This window comes from Paenibacillus glycanilyticus (assembly GCF_030161375.1).
Lineage (GTDB): Bacteria > Bacillota > Bacilli > Paenibacillales > Paenibacillaceae > Pristimantibacillus > Pristimantibacillus glycanilyticus_B.
Genome location: NZ_BSSQ01000019.1, coordinates 1 through 20,786 on the forward strand (window position 1 = coordinate 1; position 20,786 = coordinate 20,786).

Genomic DNA, 20,786 nt, shown 5'->3' on the forward strand with positions numbered 1-20,786 from the left:
AAGGTGTTTTAATTTGTCTCACTCTATGGGGTCAGTCCCTTAATATGACGATGGGATAGCCCTTTTTTTTTGGATAATCAACAACCTGCACATTCTAATGCCAGGGCCCTTGCCTAAACGTCACCGACATATCGGTTGCGCGCAGCGCCCATGCCAAACATAAATATGAGGAAGCTTGCTGCGATAAGCATGGCAATGGATACCGTCCAATGGCCCGTAACGTCATGAATCATTCCGAACACAAGCGGACCAACGGCGGCGAGAAGATAACCAACCGATTGCGCCATGCCGGACAGTTGCGCGGCGGCATGGGTTGTACGGGTGCGCAAAGTGAAGAACAACATGGCTAGACTGAAGGAACCCGCCCCGGCGATCCCGATCAAAACGGACCATAGAGGTACTAAATGATTGCCATCCAGCATAAGCCCGCCAATTCCGATTACATATAGCAACGTCGTAATTATGACGAGAAGCCGCTGGGACTGCATCCGGCTCGCAATAATCGGGATGACAAAAGTAAAAGGCAGCATCGAGAATTGAATTAGCGACAGCATCCAGCCCGCGGAGTCATCCGACATGCCCCGGCTGTTCAAGATTTCCGGCAGCCAGGCAACCAAATTATAAAAGATAAACGATTGCAGACCCATAAATAGGGTGACTTGCCAAGCAAGGGGGGAGCGCCATGGCTTAACAACGGGAGTAGCCGTGTTGACCTGCGCTTGCTCCGCATTCGTCAGGCGCGAATGTCTCATTCTTGGTAGCCAGAAAAGAATGCCTAAGGCTGTCAAGATCAGCCAGCAGCTAAGAGCGCCTTGCCAGCCCAATCCCGCGTCACGGGCAAGCGGCACGCTGATTCCCGATGCCAGTGCTCCGCAGAAGTTCATCGAGACCGAATAGACGCCGGTCATTAGACCGATTTTGCCGGAGAAATCTCGTTTGACAAGACTGGGAATAAGGACGTTGCAGACGGCAATGGACAAGCCGATTAGAACCGTACCTCCAAATAAGGCAGCGGAACTGGATAGCGTTCGGCATAGGGTCCCGATTCCGATCACTATCAATGCGGTCAAAATAACCCTTTCGACGCCGTATCGCCGTGCAAGCTGCGGGGCGAAAGGAGACATAAAGGTAAAGGCGAGCAAAGGCACGGTCGTCAGCAACCCGGCAACGGAATTGGAAATGCCGGTTGATTCCCGGATGTAGCTGACTAACGGTCCAACGGAAGTAATGGGGGCTCTTAGATTGGCGGCCACAAATATAATGCTGATCGCCAGAAGCAATCCCGAAGCTTTTTTAAGTTCTGATTTGGTTAAGGAATTCGTCTTCTCCATGTTGCTTATGTCCTCCGGTGATGTTTTGATTCTTGAAATGCTCTTGCGTTTCCCGAATATACTGCTGAACCATCTCTACAGCCATTTCGCTGTCTTGTTTCCTTATTGCCTCAAGCAACTGAGTGTGGTTATCGTGGAACGAGTGAAAAGGGACATCATGAAACATATCCACGAGTATCGGCTGCACACTATCCGAAATGTAATCATACAGCTCTATAAGAAGTCCGTTGCGAGAGGAAGCGAATATAGCCTGGTGGAACTCTACATCCCAGCGGGCATAGAGGTCGGCTTCTCCGGCAAGAATGGCGATCTTGCTCTGTTCGAGGCAATAAGCCATCCGTTCCAGATCGTCCTCGTCCCGCCGCTCTGCCGATAGACTTGCCGCCTCTTTCTCGAGGGCATGTCTGACTTCCAGCGTCTCCAGCCAGCCGGAGCGCAAGATTCGTTTCTTCAGGACCGGTCCAAGCGCACTGGATGAGCTGACATAAGTCCCGTCGCCTTGTCTTGTCTTTAACAACCCGGCATGCGTTAAGGCGCGAATCGCTTCCCTTAGGGTGTTGCGGCTCACTTGAAGCTGTTCCATAAGCTCCGGCTCGGCCGGGATCTTGCTGCCAACAGGCCAATTGCCGGAAGAGATCAGGCTTTCAATCTGTTCAGCGACTTGTTCTACAAGCGATAATCGTTTTGTCTGCTTTAGCATCTGCGTCACCTCTTTCAAACGTACAAACGTAGGATGTTTGGTTATTTTACATCTAATTGCTCCATTGCGCAATACAAAAAAGGGGGTGTCCCATAAGTCATGAAAATGACGATGGGACACCCCTGTTTTTTGTTTTAGGTAAACCAGCTGCCTGCGCATTAAATGTTCTTCCAATCGCCATTGCTCAGGGATTCCCTTTAATCAATGAGGTAAGGTAGGAATCCCTGAGCAAAAGCGACCGCTGACGCTTCTCCAGAATCATTTAATGCTCCGTCTGCCTTTAACCTGTTCATGAAATGCTCAAACAAAAAGAAGCCAACCCTTGTTAAAATGGAGGTACCACCCAACCATTCTAAGTAAAGAGAGGCTTCTTTATGTACAAAGAATATAACATGGATCAACTGTCCTTGCCAATGGACTTGCAAGAAGATATCCCCGAAAATCATCTCGTACGCGTCATCAACGATGCGGTCAATCGCTTAGATATGAAGCTCTTCACCAAAGCTTATCCCGGAGGTGGCCGGGACAGCTATCATCCAAAGATGCTCATGAAAGTCGTTATCTATGCGTACACACAGCGCATCTACTCCTCTCGCCAAATTGCCAAAGCCGTACGTGAGAATATCATGTTCATGTGGCTGGCTGCTAGGCAACGTCCAGATTTCCGTACCATTAACCGTTTCCGTTCTGAGCGCATGAAAGACGTGCTCGAGACCGTCTTCACGGCAGTTCTTCAGTTTCTCAAGGAAGAAAACTACATAAAGTTGGAGCATTACTTTTTAGACGGAACAAAAATCGAAGCCAATGCCAATCGTTACACGTTTGTCTGGGGCAAGGCTGTCGTCAAACAGAAGATGAAGTTGCAAGAAAAGGTGCAGACCTTGTTCGCTGCTATTGAAGAAGCAGAGAAACAGGAAGATCAGGTGCTGAATAACTTGGACCTTCCAGAGCTCGGAGAAGCTTCAGCCATTACGAGCGAAAAGCTGGAGCAGGCTGTTCAGCAATTAGAAAACAAGCTTCAAGAAAAGCCGAAGGACAAACCGCTAAAGAAAGCTGTTCGCCTTGTCCGGAGGGATCTTCTGCCTCGCCTGCAAAAATATGAAGGGCAAGAAGAAACGCTCGGAAGCCGAACAGCTTTAGTAAAACGGACACCGACGCCACATTCATGCGCATGAAGGAAGACCACATGCGCAATGGACAATTAAAACCCGGATATAACGTGCAGATCGGAACAGAAGATCAATTCATTCTTAGCTACAGCATTCATCAACGTCCCACAGATACACGTTGCCTGAAGCCGCATCTAGACAAAGTAAAAGCCTCATTAGGGCAATTGCCGGGAACCATCATCGCAGATGCAGGTTATGGCAGCGAAGAAAACTATGCTTATCTGGAGTCCGAAGAACAACGAGCACTTGTGAAATACAATACTTATCACAAAGAAAACACGAGGGCATGGAAACAAGATATTAGTAAGTTCGAGAACTGGCTCTATGACGAGAGCGAAGATACCTGGACCTGTGCGGCTGGTCAGAAGCTGCTATTCCGTTATGAAAGCAAAAGCACGACAGAGAGCGGATATGAAATCGTTACGCGTAACTACCGCAGTATCTCTTGCGAGGGCTGTCCGCTAAAGGAAAGATGTACAAAGGCCCAAGGGGATCGAGAAATAAAGGTCAGCATGGAATATCTTCGACTCAAACAACAAGCAAGGAAACAATTAAAGAGCGAGGAAGGACATGCCCTGTCGGTTCGACGAATGCACGAACCCGAGAGTGTATTTGGCCAAATAAAAAATAATCGGGGATTCCGCAGATTCCTACTTCGAGGCTTGCCGAAAGTTAGCCTGGAGGTCGGGTGGCTTTCGCTTGCCCACAATTTGCTGAAGAAAGGAGCAAGAACAAAAATAGTGCTGCAAGGGTAACCCTATGCAGCACTATTTTCATAAGAATCACTCTTTATTTACTAATGCGAGCCGTCTTTAAAGTGAGCGATCACCTTTTGAGACTGCCCCTTGCATCGTTATTCGTGAATCCGCGTCAACTTCTCCGGATTGGAAATCACATACACCGCTCGGATCAACTTCGTGTCCTCATCCGGCTCGAACAGATAGACCTTAACCGGCTTGTTGTCGCGAACAAGCAAGATGCCTTGTTGCCCGCTGACGGAAACGTGCTTCCACGTTCCTTCGAAAGCTCCTTTGCGGGCAATCCCCTCGATAAAAGCAGCGATTCGTTCAGCGCCATAAATCGGATTCAGAGCAGAACGCACGATTCCGCCGCCGTCAGTAATCATCACGGCATCATCGGTGAGCAGATGAATGAAATTTTCCAATCTGCCGGTATAAATAGCCTGGGAGAAGGATTGCACGAATTGTGACATCGACTCATCCAGTGATTCTTTGCTCTCCGTAACCGAAGCGTGGCCAACTTTGGCGGAAGCGCGGCTGAATATTTTCCGGCAGGCAGCTTCGGATTTATCCAGCATGGCTGCGATCTCGGCGTATTCATAACCGAAGGATTCCCGAAGCACAAATACGGCGCGCTCGGGCGGCGTACAGGTCTGCAGCAGAACTAGAAGGGCATAACCAAGCTGCTCATGCTGGATGACATTGTCGAGCGGCGAGGACTCCGGCTCGGAATCGCTGACCGGTTCAGGAAGCCACTCGCCGGGGTAACTTTCCCTTTGGCGCGGGGCGGATTTCATGACGTTTAATACACGGTTGGTGAGCAGCTTGACCAAGTAAGCCTTCGGATGCTCGATACCGATTCCATCAAGCTTGCTGACGGTGACGAACACATCCTGGACCACATCCTCCGCTTCGCTCATCGAACCAAGCATCCGGTAGGCAATCGAGATAAGCAGAGGCTTATAATCCCGGTATAGTTGTTCAACTTCGTATGCCGCATAACTTGATGTCACGACATCAACCTCCCATTTATTAGCTAAAATGATCATAACAAAGCAAGCAGCAAGAAACCACCCTCGCGAAGGAGGAGTGGTTTCTTGCTGTATTCGCTAGCTCTTAGTTCTCGTAGCAGCCGGGGAACATGCCCGTTGCGATTGCGATCCGGTTCCAGCTGTTGATCGCGTTAATCGCAATGATTAATCCCACGTATTGCTCCTCGTCGAAATGCTTCCGAACTTCTTCGTAAACATCCTGCGGCACGCCGGCTGTCGCTACAAGTGTCAGTGATTCGGTCAGAAGAAGGGCAGCGCGTTCTCTTTCCGTGAATTGCGGCGCTTCTTTCCAGACGGCGACCAGGTTGATTCGCTGATCGGATTCGCCAAGCTTGCGTGCGTCAGTCGTATGCATATCCAGACAGAAGGCACAGCCGTTAATTTGGGATGCGCGGATTTTAATCAATTCGTACAGTGTTTTATCCGGGTTCAACTGTTGGGCAGTACCTTCGAGCTTCATCAAAGCTTGCATAGCAGCGGGGTTAGCGGAACGGTGATCTAAACGTAATTTCATAGGAAATTCCTCCAATTTGTATCGTATTGTGTTGCTTTCGATATCTAAGACAATTAACGAATCGGATTTGTGACAGGTAGGGAGAAAGTTTTTTTTAATTGACTTGGGCGGGAGTTACGATTTAAACTAACAGAAGTTATTTAGTAAATTACTAAATTAGTAAACAAGTAGATTCAAGCTACAATCATCGATGAGCATCAAAAATTCAATGAAACCGAGGTATTTGAAAATGTTGTCCAATCGTTATGTTCGAACCATTATCTGTTCCAGGGTGCTGCTGCATCTCGGAATATGGATCCGAAATTATGCCGTCTTGCTCTATGTGACGGATTTAACGCACAATGATCCGCTGTATGTATCGCTTATTTCCGTAGCCGAATTTGCGCCGATCTTTCTATTCGCCCTAATTGGCGGGACACTGGCTGACAGATGGCGGCCAAAGCGAACGATGGTAGGGAGTGATTTTCTGTCCGCCGTATCTGTCGTTGTTGTTATGATTGCGCTAATGAATGGAGGGTGGATGGCGCTATTGCTCGGATCCTTTGTATCCGCCAGCTTGTCTCAATTGTCTCAGCCTTCCGCCATGAAGCTGTATAAACGTCACGTGCCCGCGGAGCAACTGCAGCCTGTCATGGCCATATCGCAGACATTGGTCGCGATCTTTATGGTTCTGGGACCGGTAGTCGGTACTATTATTTTCTTGAAGCTTGGCATTCATGTCTCGCTTATTCTTACCGCGGTCTTGTTCTTCGGTTCTTCGATCATCCTGGGAACACTGCCGAAGGATTCGGATGCTGAGCGCAAGGCAACAGGCAGCAGCTTCATGAACGAATTAAAAGCCGGTTTAAGTTATGTATGGTCGAATATGGCTTTGCGCACCCTTTGCTTAAGTTTTGCCGTGGTAGGTTTTGCTTCCGGTCTTACGCAGCCGCTTCAAATCTTTATCGCCGTAGAACAGTTAGGCCAAGATAAGTCCTTTCTGCAGTGGCTCGTCATGACGAACGGAGCCGCGATGTTAATAGGCGGCATTGCAATGATGGGGTTTGCAAAGAAATGGAAGCCGCAGCATATGTTTATGGCCGGGCTGCTCATCACGGCGGTCTGTACGATCGGGATCGGGACATCGACAATGATCTGGCTGACGATCGCCCTGTTAATCATTAGCGGCTTCGTCTATCCGGCCATTCAAGGCGGCATCCAGACGTTAATGATCAGCAATACGGAAATGGCTTTTATGGGACGTGTTTCTGGCGCAATTATGCCCGTATTTATGGGAATGATGGTGATTGGCATGTTATTGTCCGGTGTTCTAAAGAACGCGGTTCATTTGCACGGGGTCTATGTCATAAGCGGGCTTATTATTATAGCGGGATCACTCCTGCTGTTGCGGTTACGCGACGGGCGTCGATCCGGTCAATCCGGTCAATCCGGCATCAACGCATAACCACATAAATTTCTCCTCGCCCACGCAAATTAAGAAACAGGATTTGCCAACGAGAGGAGCATGAGGATGCCTTACCATAAAGAGCTGCCGCAGTTTCCCGAGTCGTTCTGGACAGCTTCGCAGCAGGAACGTCCATTGTTCCCAAAGCTGGAACAAGACGCTGAAGCAGACGTGGTTGTTGTTGGAGGCGGGATATCCGGCATTACGACAGCTTATTTATTAAGCCGGGAAGGTTTGCGGGTTACTCTTCTGGAAGCCGGAGTCGTATTGAACGGTACAACCGCTCATACGACTGCCAAAATCACCGCGCAGCATGATTTGATATTTGACGAGCTCATTCGGACTGAAGGGAAAGAGAAAGCTGCGCTATATTATCAAGCGTCCAAAGATGCGATGGCTTTCATCGAGGAGACGATTGAGAACTATCAGATCGAATGCGGTTATTCCAAGCAAGATGCCTACGTATATACCCATCATGTGGACTATATCGTCAAGGTGGAAAAGGAAGCAAAAGCTTACGAAGCCTTAGGCATACCGGGAGCGTATTTGGACCGTATGCCACTATCGCTGCCGATGTTTGGAGCTGTACGAATGGATGGTCAAGCCCAGTTCCATCCGCTTCAATATTTATGGAAGCTTGCACGGGAATTCGTGAAGAACGGCGGCCAGATTTATGAGCATACGACAGCCGTAGACGTGGAATTTGTCGATACGCCCAAGGTCATGACCTTGGGCGGTCATCGCGTGAATGCCAAATACGTCGTTTCCTGCACGCATTTTCCGTTCTATGACGGGGAGGGCTTTTATTTCGCGCGGATGCATGCGGATCGTTCCTATGTACTTGGTTTGCAAACTCATGACGAGTATCCGGGGGGAATGTATCTAAGCGCGGAAGATCCGAAACGATCCATCCGTTGCGCCCCGATTGACGATCATCATAAACTCCTCCTTGTAGGGGGGCAGAGCCATAAGACGGGACAAGGCATTTGCACCATTAATCATTACGAAGAGCTAAGGAAATTTGCGGAGAATCAATTTAACTTGGAAAAAATCATTTACCGTTGGTCCGCGCAGGATCTCGTAACGGGGGACAAGCTTCCTTTTATCGGGCGAATCAAAAAAACCCATCCAAATGTGTTTATCGCAAGCGGTTACCGTAAATGGGGAATGACAAACGGGACGGCGGCAGCCCTCATGATCCGGGATCTTATTCTGGAGAGGGAAAATCCGTATGCGGAGTTATTCTCGCCATCGCGTTCCTTGTCATGGAAGACCGTTGGCAAGCTGCTAGCGGATAATGCCGATGTCGCCAAACACCTCATTAGCGGGAAACTCGAGTTTATCAAGAAACGTCCGGAACAGCTGGACAAGGATGAAGGCAGCGTCGTTGACCTTCATGGCCGCAGGGCGGGAGCTTATCGGGACAAGGACGGACAGCTCTTTCTCCTTGATACGACTTGCACGCATATGGGGTGCGAGGTGGAGTGGAACAACGGGGATCGGACTTGGGATTGCCCTTGCCATGGCTCCCGGTTTTCTTATACGGGTGAAGTAATGGAAGGGCCTGCTTCCAAGCCGTTAGTCCGTTTATAACCAATAATGATAAAACCAGCAGGTTTCCTTTAGGTTCAAGGAGAACTGCTGGTTTTGCGTTTTCATGATTCGGCTATAAACGTAGCGCATAAATGCTCCAAAATTTCATCCGGCGTATATTCGCGGACTTCCCGTTGGAACCAATAAGCATCGCTGCTGATCCCGTTCAAGAGCATATCGGCGCGGAATACGCTATTTGATCCTGAACGTCCGGAGAAAGCATGCATCTCATCAAACAGCTGAACTAGAATCTCGTGCAATTCGTGGTAAAGCGGCCCTTTCGTCCGGGAGGTTGGCCGATTGGAAGAAGACGATTCCTCGACGCCGCGCAGCAATTGTGCTTTCTTTTCCCTAAAGCCCATAAACAAAGCAAGTATTCCTCTTAATCTGGAGCTTGGGGAATCACCGTGATTGTCTTCCAGGTAAGCGTAAATATCTTCGAACAATTGGACAAGATTATCTTTCATTAGATCAAGGCAAAGTTCGCTCTTGTTGCGGTATCGGCGATATAAAGTGCCAGGCCCGATCTGGGCTTCCATAGCGATTTGATTCATGCTGACTTGTTCAACGCCATGCCTCTCGAATAAGCGAAGAGCTGCATTTAGAATACGTTGGCGATTTTCTGCCGCATCCCGTCGTTCGGGTTTCGGCAAAGAGACGGTTTCTTCTTCATTCATGGAGGATTCACTTCCTGTTCGTAATTCCCTTGGTAACGTGCGTCGGTTGACAAACGGAGACATCTCCGTTTAATATCAAGAGGAGAGTTCTCCGCTTAATAATATCACAGTAAGAAGGAGTGTGCACAAGCAATGAGCACAAAACAAAACACGGCATTTTTGATTATGGATTTGCAAAATGGAATCGTATCGCGGTTTGCGGATAACATGGAAGTTCTTCAGCCTTTCCGGGAGGCACTCGATGCCGCAAGAGCGAATGACATACCGGTTATATTTGTCCGGGTTGGGTTCAATGAAGGATATCCGGAAGTGAGTCCCCGCAATAAAGCCTTCTCCGCATTTACTAAGCATGGAGGGATGACCATTCATGATGAAGCAACGCAAATTCACGAATTCGTAAAACCTTTGCCCGGCGAGCCGGTTGTAACCAAGTTCCGGATCAGCGCTTTTGCCGGCAGCAATCTGGAAGTTATTCTACGTGCTAAACAGATTGAGAATCTGGTTATTTGCGGGATTTCGACTAGCGGCGTTGTCTTGTCTACGGTGCGTGAAGCGGCAGACAAGGATTACGCCGTTACCGTACTGAAGGATGCTTGCCTCGATGCGGATCCTGAAGTGCATCGCGTCCTCACCGAGAAAGTATTTCCTCGCCAGGCAGAAGTCACTACCGTTCAGGAATGGATCTCGTCGCTGGCATAAAGCTTCCTTTCATCATTCGAGATACAGAACGGAAGGGGCTGACAGGGATGCCAATATGGAAAAGAAACCTGTTCGTCTGCTGGTTCGGCGTGTTTGTCGCAAGCATCGGCATGAGTCAGATTGCTCCGGTATTGCCGCTTTACATTGAACATCTCGGCGTATCGGATACCAAGCTGATTGAGCAATATTCGGGTTTTGCGTTTGGAGTTACCTTTATTCTGTCCGCGGTATTTTCCCCAATATGGGGAATAGCGGCCGATAAATTCGGACGCAAACCGATGTTGCTTCGGGCCAGCTTAGGCATGGCGATCGTTATTTTTACGATGGGTTTCGCCCAAAATGTTTATGAACTGATTGGACTTCGCCTGCTGCAGGGGATTATAACCGGTTACGCCTCGGCTTGTACGGCGCTGATTGCCACGCAGACCGAGAAAGCCCACGCCGGCTGGGCGCTCGGAACCTTGTCCACGGCTGGAATAGCCGGTTCCTTGCTGGGTCCTTCGATTGGCGGTTTTTTGGAACTGCATTTCGGCATGCGAAATATCTTTTTTATTACCGGCATATTGTTGCTGATTGCCTTTGTTACCACGCTGTTATTCGTGAAAGAGAATTTCGTCCGCGTGGATAAAAAAGCGCAAACCATGAAAGAAGTATGGGGCAGTATTCCCGAGAAAAGCTTGACCCTCACCTTGTTCGTAACGTATTTTGCATTGACGCTGGCCATGTATTCGATTGAACCGGTACTAACCGTGTATGTAACAAGCTTAACGAACAACGCCGAACATGTCGCGCTCCTTGCGGGATTCATATTCTCCTCTTCAGGGCTTGCGAATATCGTTGCCGCGCCAAGGCTAGGCAGGTTATCCGATAAGATTGGGGCACACAAAGTTATCCTTATCTCGCTAATCGTTGCCGGACTGCTGTTTATACCGCAGGCTTTAGTCCATCAACCATGGGAGCTTATGGTGCTTCGTTTCTTGCTGGGATTGGCGGCAGGAGGACTTAATCCGTCGGTCAACATTTTGCTCAAAAAGATAACGCCGGATGCTCTGACAGGCCGAATATTCGGTTTCAGCATGTCAGCCGGTTACCTTGGCGTCTTTATCGGTTCCGTCCTTGGCGGGCAGATCGCCGCATGGATGGGCATTCGGGCCGTGTTTTTCACGACGGGGGCAATCCTGCTGTTAAACGCGGCATGGGTCTACCTTAAAGCCTATAAAAAGCTGGATCGCAAACTGGTTCGAACCGCTTAATTTTTTTGCGGAAATGGGTTTACGTAAAGTTCGTTTTTTGTTATTATAACTGCAATATGAAATGCAATGACGAGACGAGTAGGTAAATCAATTCTTTCCCAGAGAGCTCCGGTACGCTGAAAAGGAGTAAAGAGTTATTTATTGAAGAAAGACTCTGAGCAGCGCATCGGAACCGGCATATAGGGGATGGTGCGACGGGAGCTCCTGTTATAGAGCTAGAGTATAAGCATGCTTAATCATGCCGTACTCGAAGAGGCAGATATGGTGACATATCCGCGAATTTAGGGTGGTACCACGAGTATTCCAATCTCGTCCCTGAGACTACGGTCTTGGGGGTGGGATTTTTTTATTTCATAGCAAGCAAAACGAGATATACCGCATACATGTAAGGTACGGGATGCAAAATCAGACTGAGAGGATTTGAAAAAACTTATGTCACAAAAACTTAAAGTTGGTATTGTTGGTGGAACAGGCATGGTTGGTCAGCGTTTCATGCAATTGCTGGACCAGCATCCTTGGTTTGAAGTAACCGCGATTGCGGCAAGCGCAGGCTCTGCGGGCAAAACGTATGTCGAATCTGTTCAAAATAGATGGAAGCTGGATACGCCAATTCCTGAAGCCGTTAAATCTATCATCGTGCAGGATGCTTCGAAAGTCGAAGAGGTTGCCGCTGGCGTAGATTTCGTATTCTGCGCGGTGGATATGCCGAAGAAAGAGATCCAGGCGCTTGAAGAAGCGTATGCCAAAACAGGCACTCCGGTTGTATCGAACAACTCGGCTCACCGCTGGACGGCTGACGTTCCAATGGTTATTCCGGAGATCAACCCGGAGCATCTTGAAGTGATTGAAGCGCAAAGAAAACGTCTGGGTACTACAACCGGTTTTATTGCCGTTAAACCTAACTGCTCGATTCAAAGCTACGTGCCGGCTCTTCACGCTTTGCGTGAATTTAACCCGACAACGGTTGTCGCTTCCACTTACCAAGCGATCTCCGGTGCTGGCAAGAACTTTACGGATTGGCCGGAAATGCTGGACAACGTTATTCCTTACATCGGCGGCGAAGAAGAGAAAAGCGAGCAAGAGCCGCTTCGCATTTGGGGCAGCGTTGAGAATGGCGAAGTGGTAAAAGCCAGCTCCCCGCTTATTACGACGCAATGTATCCGCGTTCCGGTTACGGACGGCCACCTGGCAACCGTATTCGTGAAGTTCGAGAACAAACCTTCGAAGGAAGAGATTCTTGCTCGTTGGTCCGCATACAAAGGCCGTCCGCAAGAATTGGAATTGCCAAGCGCACCTAAGCAATTCATCACTTACTTCGAAGAAGAGAACAGACCGCAAACGAATCTCGATCGCAACATCGAGAACGGTATGGGCGTATCGGCTGGCCGTCTTCGCGAAGACTCCCTGTACGATTACAAATTCGTAGGCCTGTCGCATAACACGCTTCGCGGCGCAGCCGGCGGTGCGGTATTGATCGCCGAGCTTCTTAAAGCGGAAGGTTATATCCAAGCGAAATAATTGAGAGAAATGGCAGCAAGCTCCCCCAGAATAGCGGGTAAGGAGCTTGCTGTTTTGCTTTCTTAGGGAAGGAAGAGAACAACAAATGAAATGCGCCGTATTGGATGATTACCAGAATGTTTCCTTGAGCATGGCTAATTGGTCTTCTGTTAAGGACCGTGTTGAGATTAAAGTATACAATCATCATTTCGAGGATCAGGAAGAGCTAATCGCTGCCATACAGGATTGTGAGATCGTTGTCATCATGCGGGAAAGAACGCCATTCCGCAAGGAGCTTCTGCAGCGCCTGCCTAAGTTGAAGCTTCTTGTAACAACCGGCATGCGTAATGCTTCGATTGATCTGGCAGCAGCTTCAGAACAAAGGATTACGGTATGCGGCACAAAAGGCGGAGGCGAGGGGACTACCGAGCTGACTTGGGCGCTTATTCTTGGTCTAGCCAGAAAGCTGGTTACTGAGAATGAAGCGGTCAGAAACGGCGGCTGGCAAAGTACGATTGGCGTCGACCTTCACGGAAAGACGCTGGGGTTATTGGGGCTTGGCCATATCGGAACCAATGTAGCGCGGATCGGACAAGCCTTTGGCATGGAGGTTATGGCATGGAGCCAGAACCTGACGGCCGAGAAAGCGGCCGCTGCCGGAGTTACGATGGCCGCCTCCAAGGAAGAGCTACTGGAGAACAGCGATATCGTATCGATACACTTGGTGTTGGGAGATCGTACTCGAGGCTTGATCGGTGCAAAAGAGCTTGAACGGATGCGACCGACAGCATTTCTTATCAATACCTCGCGCGGCCCTATTGTGGAACGGGAGGCCTTGCTGGGAGCCCTTCGAAGCGGCAAAATCGCCGGAGCCGGGATCGACGTATTCGAGCAGGAACCGCTGCCTCAAGACGATTCGTTTCGCTTGCTCCCGAATGTCCTTGCAACTCCGCATATCGGTTACGTAACGGAAGCGGCGTACCGCGGTTTCTACAAGGGCATCGTAGAAGATATCGAAGCTTATTTGGCCGGTTCGCCGGTGAACGTATTAACATAGTTTCAGAAAAGAGATAGACTGTCGGTTATGCCGGGCAGTCTATCTTTATATGGTCTTTAACAAACCGCCTATTGATACAACTAATAGTGCGGTTTTTTTTGCTGTTTCCTCAATTGGAATATTTCATGAATAATTTATGTTCCATTGGAAGAAAATTAGAAAACCTACTAAATCGGGTAGCGAGGAGATAATGATTATGGCGAACGATAAACCCAATCAACCGCAAGACGAATCCCGGCGAAGGTTCCTTAAATATTCAGGTACGGCACTTGGCGGGGTAGTGCTAGGCGGAGTGATCGGCGGTCTGGTTGGCGCTAATGTCAAACAAACCGACAAGGATGAGACCGCGGAACCGGGCAAGTCGGGAACGGCTGCGGAGAACAAAGACTATAACCAAGCGTTAATGTTTTTCAGTCAAGACCAGTTTACGACCGCCGAAGCGGCCGCTGAGCGGATATTCCCTGCGGACGATTCGGGTCCAGGCGCCAAGGAGCTTGGGGTCGCGTTTTTCATGGACCATCAGATGGTCAGCCAATACGGCTATAATGCGCGGGACTACATGCTTCCACCTTACTACAAGGCGGAAGAAACGCAGGGTTATCAGTTGATATTTAAACGCAACGAATTAATTCTGCTCGGATTAGAAGCCATGAACCAGTACAGCAATACGAAATACCAGAAGCCTTTCGCGGAGATAGCACCAGAGGAACAAGATGCCGTACTGACGGCGTTTGAGAAGAACGAAACGGGGATTAAAGATTTTCCTGCCACGAACTTTTTCGCGATGTTCCTCAATCTCACGATGGAAGGCGCATACGCCGATCCGCTGTATGGCGGCAACCGCAATATGGCAGGTTGGAAGATGAGAAACTTCCCGGGCAACCAAATGAGCTATACCGATTACATCGAAAAAGAAGAGTTCGTCAAGCTGGAACCGTTAAGCTTGCATGATCATCTTGAGCTTGGGTAGATAAGGGGTGAACCAATATGGCAACTAAACTTCCAAAAGTTCCTGTCGTGATTGTAGGCATGGGTTGGGTTGGCGGTATTATCGCAGCTGAACTGACGAAAGCCGGCATCTCCGTTGTTGGTTTAGAACGGGGCAAAAGCCGCGACACGCAGGATTACTATCATGTACATGACGAGCTTCGGTATGCCGCGCGTTATGATCTGATGCAAGACTTGTCCAAAGAAACCGTATCGTTCCGCAATACGATGAAGATGAGAGCATTGCCGATGCGTACCTACGGATCCTTCTTGCTAGGTGAAGGACTAGGAGGAGCAGGCGTTCACTGGAACGGCCAATATTACCGCTTCCTGCCTTATGATTTCGAGATTCATAGCAAAACCGTAGAACGTTACGGCAAATCCATTATCCCGGAAAACGTGACCATTCGCGACTGGGGCATTACCTATGAACAGCTTGAGCCGTATTTCGTGAAATACGAGCAGATGGCGGGTATTTCGGGCGAGAAAGAATTGCCGTCCAATATTGGCCAAATGTCTACGCCGTTTGCCACGGCGGCCATGAAGAAATCGCCTGCCATGAAGCTGTTTGAGGAAGCATCCAAGAAGCTGGGCTACAGCCCGTATGTAATCCCATCGGCCAACTTAACTGAGCCGTACAAAAATCCGGACGGCATTGAGCGCGCACCTTGTCAATATTGCGGCTATTGCGAGCGGTTTGGCTGCGAATACGGCGCTAAGGCGGATCCGGTCGTAACGGTGCTGCCGGTAGCCAAGCAGTCAGGCAAGCTTGATCTTCGAACCCATGCCAACGTAACCAGAATCATTCACGATGGCAAAAAAGCGACCGGTGTTACATACGTCCATACGCCAAGCGGCGAAGAATTTACGCAGCCGGCGGATGTTGTCATTATGGCAGGTTACTTGTTCACGAACGTGAGACTGCTCTTGCTCTCCAAACTTGGCAAGCCTTATGATCCGCAGACGGATACGGGTTCTGTCGGCCGGAACTATGCTTACCAGATCAACGGCGCAAGCACGAGTGCCTTTTATGAGGACAGAGAATTTAATTTGGCTATGGGGGCCGGAGCGCTTGGCAGCAGTATTGACGATTTCAACGGCGATAACTTCGACCATAACGGCTTGAAGTTTCTGCATGGCGCCAATATTCGCTTCACTCAGACCGGGCTTCGTCCGATTCAATACCAGCCGGTTCCGGCAGGAACGCCGAAATGGGGGGCGGAGTTCAAGAAAGCGACGATTCATAATGCCAATCGCGTGTTGTCCGTAACGGGACAAGGCGCAAGCATGCCGAACCGTTATCACTATCTGGATTTGGATCCGGAATACAAAGATGCCTTTGGCCAGCCGCTTATCCGGATGACCTTTGATTTCGAGGATTACGACCGTGAGCTCGTGAAGTTTATAGCCGGCAAAACAAAAGGGATCGCGGACGAGATGAAAGCCACCAAAACCGAAGTCCACGATTCCATCAAGCAGTACAACATCGTTCCTTACCAGTCTACCCATAACACGGGCGGCACGATTATGGGATCGGATCCCAAAACGTCCGTTGTAAACAATTATTTGCAAATGTGGGATGCGGATAACGTGTTTATCTGCGGGGCTTCGAACTTCCCGCACAACAGCGGATATAACCCAACGGCAACCGTTGGCGCATTGGCTTACCGGACAGCCGAAGGGGTTCAGAAGTTTCTGGAAAAAGGCGGTTCACTCGTGTGAGCAGCCCGGCGGAAGATACGATAAGCAGCGATCTGATCGGTCATCTGACGGAGCTCCGCAAACGTCTCATTTATGTGGCAGGTTGGTTTCTTGCTTCTCTGGGAGCAGGGCTGTACGCGGCGCCGAAGATTTTGACTTTTGTCAAAAGCCATCTGGGCTCCATTGAAGTGGAGTGGAGCGTATTTGCCCTCTCGGACGGCATTGCGGTGTATATGAAATGCGCGCTGCTTGTCGGCATTATCTTGACGCTGCCTTTCCTGCTGTACCATCTGTGGGCTTTTGCGAGACCGGGCATGACCGATGCGGAAGCGAAGAGCACGCTTGTGTACGTTCCCACTTCTTCATTGCTCTTCGTCTGCGGAGTATTGTTCGGCTACACGGTGGCTTTGCCGATGATGATCCGGTTTATGATCAAGGTGAACCAGTCTATGGGCGCTCAAGAGGTCTACGGGATCCAGCATTACATGTCGTTTCTCATCAGCTTTCTGTTGCCGATGGGAGTAGCGTTTGAAATGCCGCTTGCCATGACTTTCCTGACCCGGATTGGACTGCTCACGCCTGACAAAATGAAGCAGGTACGAAAATACGCGTATGTTGGCTTGGCGGTTGTGGGAACACTTATCTCACCTCCGGATTTCGTATCTCATTTGTCCGTGACTGTTCCACTCATCATCTTGTTCGAGATCAGCGCTTTTATCTCGACGCGTTACTATAAGCGGAAGTTAGCCGTTCAAACGACTTAAAATACGGAGGTGTAAGGGCATGTTTAACAACGTAGGGATTTCAGGGCTGATTATTATATTGGCTATTGCTTTGATTGTATTCGGACCGGCCAAATTGCCGCAGCTAGGACGGGCTTTTGGCGATACGCTTCGCGAATTCCGCAATTCCACGAAAGGCATTGCGGACGACGAGCCGGAACCAAAATCGAACATCATTGAGCTCGAGCAAACTAAAAACTAAGCGCAAAAGGGGACAAAACACATGCAAATCCGTAAGGTGCTGATGATTGCAGCGCTTGCCGTTACCGTAATGGGAGCTGCAGGCTGCGGTTCAAGTTCGGACAACAATGCAAATAATAACGCGAACACCGGCAACAACGCCGGGAATGCCGGCAATGCTGGCAATAATGCTTCGAGCGGCGGCGGAAGCAAAGCCATTACCGTCAAAGCGACCAACTTTGAATTTGATCAACCGGAGATTCGCGTTAAACAAGGGGATAAAGTAACAATCACCTTGGATAATGCGGAAGGGTTCCATGGTTTTGCCATTCCGGATTTTAACGTTGACATTAAGGAAAACAAAGGAACCGCAGAATTTACGGCCGATAAAGCCGGCGAGCATGAATTCCATTGCTCCGTTGTATGCGGTGCCGGGCACAGCAAGATGGTTGGCAAGATCATTGTTGAATAAAGAAATTACTAGAAGCCGCGAAGGTTAAATTTCGCGGCTTTTTGTATTATGATGTTAGGATAAGCTTGGATTCAAAGAGGAGGGGTAAAATGCAAGAAAAAGTGGCTAAAGCTTTCGATCAGCTGGCTGTTGCTTATGCGTCTTCCGTTGATCAAAGCAGCGGACATAATGCCTACTACGAGCGTCCGGCTATGATGAAGTTGCTACCGGAGGATCTGACTGACATGACCGTGCTGGACGCGGGTTGCGCCGCCGGTTGGTATACCGCTCAGCTTCTGGAACGCGGAGCAGCGGTTACGGCTATTGATCTGAGCCAAGCGATGGTTGCCGCATGCAGGCGAAGAGTCGGGAATCAAGCGAATGTTATGGTCCATGATCTAAGTCAGCCGCTTCCGTTTGAAGATGAATCCTTTGATCTTATCGTAAGTTCGCTTACCCTGCACTACATAGAAGATTGGGATTCCGTGTTAACAGAGTTTCGCCGGGTGCTCAAGCCAAACGGCCAGCTGTTATTTTCCGTTCATCATCCATTTATGGTTTACCAGCAGTTCGATCAACAGGATTATTTCGCACGGGAGCTGCTTACGGATATTTGGAATAAGAAGGAGACGGGACCTGTCGAAGTAACCTTTTATCACAAATCCATGATGGATATCGTCAACTCGACCACCAAGCATTTTACGCTGGATCAAATGATCGAACCGCAGCCAAGCGAAGACTTTATCGATCAGCCCGGAGCTCTTGACTGGTATAAACGCTGGTATGACCGATTGATGAGAGATCCGTGGTTTCTAATTGTAAAAGCACTGAAAACATAAGTTGTGAAAAGTTAATACGCATCTAACAATTTATAAATACTTGCTTAATAAAGCTCCTTTATGATGGAAAAAAACATAAAGGAGCTATACAAACATGAACAAAGCGCAAAAGACCGAAACGGCAAGAATGCCGGAATACCGGATCAGCCAAAGCGAATCGATGCAATACAAGCTGCTGTATCAAATCCGAATGGGCAATATGAGTGCCAATGAACTGGATAAGCTGCAATTTCTATGCAAGCAAGAGCTTCATCAGCTTCGCTCCGAATTGGACGTTATGCTGCAAGAATTGCGCGACATGAACGAACAAATGCAAGGCAACAAAGAACATATGGAAAAAGATAAGGAAAGCATCGCTGCTTAAGAAGCAATGATGCTTTTTTTATTTGCCTTCATCAGGACATATGTCCTTTCGTTGACCTGCCCGCTCGTCGTTAAATAAGGAGAGCAAGACGATTGAGGGGGAAACAAGGGATGAAGGGCATTCTATTTGCGGTGCTAGGCGGCGTCTTCCTAACGTTGCAAAGTACGGCTAACGCTGCGATTGGCGAACGTCTTGGAACATGGCAGGCTGCCGCGCTGACGCAGGGCACGGGATTTGCCGCAGCTTTGCTGATCGTATGGCTGACAGGGGACAAATCGTGGAAGAAACTGGGGCAAGTAAAAATGCGTTATCGCTTTGGCGGCGCGTTTGCGGCTTTTATTATATTCAGCAACATAACCGCTTTTCATCATAATGGCGCTGCCGTAACCGTATCGTCCGTGTTGATCGCACAGATTGTGGTTACGCTGATTATGGAACAGGCTGGTTGGTTCGGGACAACTCCCATTCGGATTCGAACGCCGCAATGGATTGGCATTGCGCTTATGATCACCGGGATTTTATGTTTATCGTTCTAAAGAGGTTACAATAGCCAGTAGTTAGGGGGACGCTCATGAAGGAACAATTGGATCCGGAACAAATACAACATTACCTCTCTCAGTATGCATTAAATGACGTGTTCCCAAGCTCGCTGCGGCAGCATTTGGCCTTATTCAGGTTTGATCCGGAGGAAAAGTTATGCAAGCAAGGCGAAGTGCCGGAATATATCTTTTTTCTCGTGCAAGGCAAAGTAAAGGTATATACGGCCTCGGCGGAAGGCAAGACGCTCCTTGTCAATTTCACGTCTCCGCTAGGCGTTCTTGGGGAGATTGAGTGTTTGAACGAATTGGAAAATCTGAACACGGTATCCGCTGTAACGCCGGTCGAAGCGGTTGGATTTCATAAACGTTGGCTCCGAATTTACCGGGAGGAAGTACCATTTCTACAGTTCATGCTGCATTTGGTCACGCAAAAGTTTTATAACAAATCGGTATCCTTAAGTTTTAATTTGTTGTATCCAGTGGAGGTACGGCTTGCAAGTTATCTGCTAAGCGTCACTACGCAGGCGGATTCGCTTGTCAGTACGGCTAATCTGAAGGATATGGCCGATTTGATCGGCACTAGCTACCGCCATCTGAACCGGGTCATTTTACAGTTCTGCAAGATGAAATTGATTGAACGAAGCCGGGGCTCTCTTGTTGTACTAGACAGGAATGGACTTGGAGCGGTTGCCGGACGAAATATTTACGAGAATGGAGATCGGGGGGAGCAGCAATGATGACGGGCATTTTATTGGCCCTCATGGCGGGTATGTTTGTTAGTGTGCAAACCTTGTTTAATAACAAAGTGAATATGGCCGTTCATTCCCAATCCACTACGGCTCTTGTGCTAGGGATGGGTTTTATCGCATCGCTTGGCATGGGACTGCTGTTTGAAGGAGCGGATTTGCTGAGCTGGAAGCCGATGCCGATCTGGTTCTGGTTCAGCGGATTGCTTGGCCTAGGCGTAGTGAACTGCGTTGTGAGAGGGGTACGGCTACTTGGGCCAAGTTATGCGACAACCATCGTCATGGCTTCTCAATTGTTATGTGCCTTGTGGTGGGATTCCGCCGGCTGGTTTGGACTTGAGCAGGTCCCTTTTACTTGGCAAAAAGCAATCGGAGGAGTCGCGCTAATCGCTGGAATACTGTTATTCAAATTCAAGCCCAAAGAACGGCATCGGCAGATGCGGCATCAATTAACTTAAGTCGCGCCGCGCG

21 protein-coding genes, 1 pseudogene and 1 other annotated feature are annotated in these 20,786 nt (G+C 49.1%); of the genes and pseudogenes, 17 read left to right on the forward strand and 5 right to left on the reverse strand.

Going from position 1 to position 20,786, the window contains the following annotated elements:
- Positions 1-113: 113 nt before the first annotated feature.
- Both QQK89_RS23890 and QQK89_RS23895 read right to left on the reverse strand, forming a co-directional pair.
- Positions 114-1,331 carry a CynX/NimT family MFS transporter gene (locus tag QQK89_RS23890; protein WP_284241211.1) on the reverse strand — a complete coding sequence of 406 codons (1,218 nt, stop codon included), beginning with the start codon at positions 1,329-1,331 and terminating at the stop codon, positions 114-116.
- A complete protein-coding gene (locus QQK89_RS23895; RefSeq protein WP_284241212.1) occupies positions 1,294-2,031 on the reverse strand; it encodes a FadR/GntR family transcriptional regulator in 738 nt (245 codons plus the stop codon). Before QQK89_RS23895 ends, QQK89_RS23890 begins: the two co-directional genes overlap by 38 nt.
- 374 nt (positions 2,032-2,405) lie before the next feature.
- Here QQK89_RS23895 and QQK89_RS23900 point away from each other — a divergent pair.
- Positions 2,406-3,955 (forward strand): annotated as a pseudogene (locus QQK89_RS23900) (IS1182 family transposase).
- Between the two features lie 98 nt (positions 3,956-4,053).
- Here the strand turns inward: QQK89_RS23900 and sigJ are convergent.
- Together sigJ and QQK89_RS23910 are read right to left on the reverse strand one after the other, a co-directional pair.
- A complete protein-coding gene (gene sigJ / locus QQK89_RS23905; protein ID WP_284241213.1) occupies positions 4,054-4,953 on the reverse strand; it encodes an RNA polymerase sigma factor SigJ in 900 nt (299 codons plus the stop codon).
- A 103-nt stretch (positions 4,954-5,056) separates the two neighbouring features.
- Positions 5,057-5,506 (reverse strand): carboxymuconolactone decarboxylase family protein, encoded by a 450-nt coding sequence (locus QQK89_RS23910; RefSeq protein WP_284241214.1) that lies wholly within the window; start codon positions 5,504-5,506, stop codon positions 5,057-5,059.
- Positions 5,507-5,735: 229 nt separating this feature from the next.
- On the opposite strand from QQK89_RS23910, the gene QQK89_RS23915 reads away from it, so the two are divergent.
- Both QQK89_RS23915 and QQK89_RS23920 read left to right on the forward strand, forming a co-directional pair.
- Complete coding sequence (locus QQK89_RS23915; protein ID WP_284241562.1) at positions 5,736-6,950, forward strand: MFS transporter; 1,215 nt, start codon at positions 5,736-5,738, stop codon at positions 6,948-6,950.
- 60 nt (positions 6,951-7,010) lie between these two features.
- Positions 7,011-8,543, forward strand: coding sequence for an FAD-dependent oxidoreductase (locus QQK89_RS23920; RefSeq protein ID WP_284241215.1), 1,533 nt, complete (start codon positions 7,011-7,013; stop codon positions 8,541-8,543).
- Positions 8,544-8,605: 62 nt separating this feature from the next.
- On the opposite strand, the gene QQK89_RS23925 is transcribed toward QQK89_RS23920, so the two are convergent.
- Positions 8,606-9,220: a TetR/AcrR family transcriptional regulator gene (locus QQK89_RS23925; RefSeq protein WP_284241216.1), complete on the reverse strand. Its 615-nt coding sequence runs from the start codon at positions 9,218-9,220 to the stop codon at positions 8,606-8,608.
- A gap of 132 nt (positions 9,221-9,352) precedes the next feature.
- Between QQK89_RS23925 and QQK89_RS23930 the strand changes: the two genes are divergently transcribed.
- From QQK89_RS23930 to QQK89_RS23995, 14 genes are all read left to right on the forward strand, one after another.
- Positions 9,353-9,919 (forward strand): cysteine hydrolase family protein, encoded by a 567-nt coding sequence (locus tag QQK89_RS23930; RefSeq protein WP_284241217.1) that lies wholly within the window; start codon positions 9,353-9,355, stop codon positions 9,917-9,919.
- A gap of 47 nt (positions 9,920-9,966) precedes the next feature.
- On the forward strand, positions 9,967-11,172 hold the full coding sequence (locus QQK89_RS23935) for a multidrug efflux MFS transporter (protein ID WP_284241218.1): 1,206 nt from the start codon (positions 9,967-9,969) through the stop codon (positions 11,170-11,172).
- 57 nt (positions 11,173-11,229) lie between these two features.
- Positions 11,230-11,492: a binding site (T-box leader), on the forward strand.
- A gap of 112 nt (positions 11,493-11,604) precedes the next feature.
- Positions 11,605-12,690, forward strand: coding sequence for an aspartate-semialdehyde dehydrogenase (asd, locus tag QQK89_RS23940; RefSeq protein WP_284241219.1), 1,086 nt, complete (start codon positions 11,605-11,607; stop codon positions 12,688-12,690).
- Positions 12,691-12,775: 85 nt separating this feature from the next.
- Positions 12,776-13,726: a D-2-hydroxyacid dehydrogenase family protein gene (locus tag QQK89_RS23945; RefSeq protein WP_284241220.1), complete on the forward strand. Its 951-nt coding sequence runs from the start codon at positions 12,776-12,778 to the stop codon at positions 13,724-13,726.
- 196 nt (positions 13,727-13,922) lie between these two features.
- Positions 13,923-14,696, forward strand: a complete 774-nt coding sequence (locus tag QQK89_RS23950) for a gluconate 2-dehydrogenase subunit 3 family protein (protein WP_284241221.1) — start codon at positions 13,923-13,925, stop codon at positions 14,694-14,696.
- A gap of 17 nt (positions 14,697-14,713) precedes the next feature.
- Positions 14,714-16,435 (forward strand): GMC family oxidoreductase, encoded by a 1,722-nt coding sequence (locus QQK89_RS23955; protein ID WP_284241222.1) that lies wholly within the window; start codon positions 14,714-14,716, stop codon positions 16,433-16,435.
- Entirely contained in the window at positions 16,432-17,178 is a 747-nt protein-coding gene (tatC, locus tag QQK89_RS23960) for a twin-arginine translocase subunit TatC (protein WP_284241223.1), read from the forward strand. Before QQK89_RS23955 ends, tatC begins: the two co-directional genes overlap by 4 nt.
- A gap of 19 nt (positions 17,179-17,197) precedes the next feature.
- Positions 17,198-17,398 carry a twin-arginine translocase TatA/TatE family subunit gene (gene tatA / locus QQK89_RS23965; protein ID WP_284241224.1) on the forward strand — a complete coding sequence of 67 codons (201 nt, stop codon included), beginning with the start codon at positions 17,198-17,200 and terminating at the stop codon, positions 17,396-17,398.
- Between the two features lie 21 nt (positions 17,399-17,419).
- A complete protein-coding gene (locus tag QQK89_RS23970; protein WP_284241225.1) occupies positions 17,420-17,848 on the forward strand; it encodes a cupredoxin domain-containing protein in 429 nt (142 codons plus the stop codon).
- A gap of 89 nt (positions 17,849-17,937) precedes the next feature.
- Positions 17,938-18,666: a class I SAM-dependent methyltransferase gene (locus tag QQK89_RS23975; protein ID WP_284241226.1), complete on the forward strand. Its 729-nt coding sequence runs from the start codon at positions 17,938-17,940 to the stop codon at positions 18,664-18,666.
- Between the two features lie 94 nt (positions 18,667-18,760).
- Positions 18,761-19,030 carry a hypothetical protein gene (locus QQK89_RS23980; protein WP_284241227.1) on the forward strand — a complete coding sequence of 90 codons (270 nt, stop codon included), beginning with the start codon at positions 18,761-18,763 and terminating at the stop codon, positions 19,028-19,030.
- A 110-nt stretch (positions 19,031-19,140) separates the two neighbouring features.
- A complete protein-coding gene (locus QQK89_RS23985) occupies positions 19,141-19,566 on the forward strand; it encodes a DMT family transporter (protein ID WP_284241228.1) in 426 nt (141 codons plus the stop codon).
- 35 nt (positions 19,567-19,601) lie between these two features.
- Positions 19,602-20,306 (forward strand): Crp/Fnr family transcriptional regulator, encoded by a 705-nt coding sequence (locus tag QQK89_RS23990; protein WP_284241229.1) that lies wholly within the window; start codon positions 19,602-19,604, stop codon positions 20,304-20,306.
- Positions 20,303-20,773 carry a DMT family transporter gene (locus QQK89_RS23995; protein WP_284241230.1) on the forward strand — a complete coding sequence of 157 codons (471 nt, stop codon included), beginning with the start codon at positions 20,303-20,305 and terminating at the stop codon, positions 20,771-20,773. Before QQK89_RS23990 ends, QQK89_RS23995 begins: the two co-directional genes overlap by 4 nt.
- Positions 20,774-20,786 lie beyond the last annotated feature (13 nt).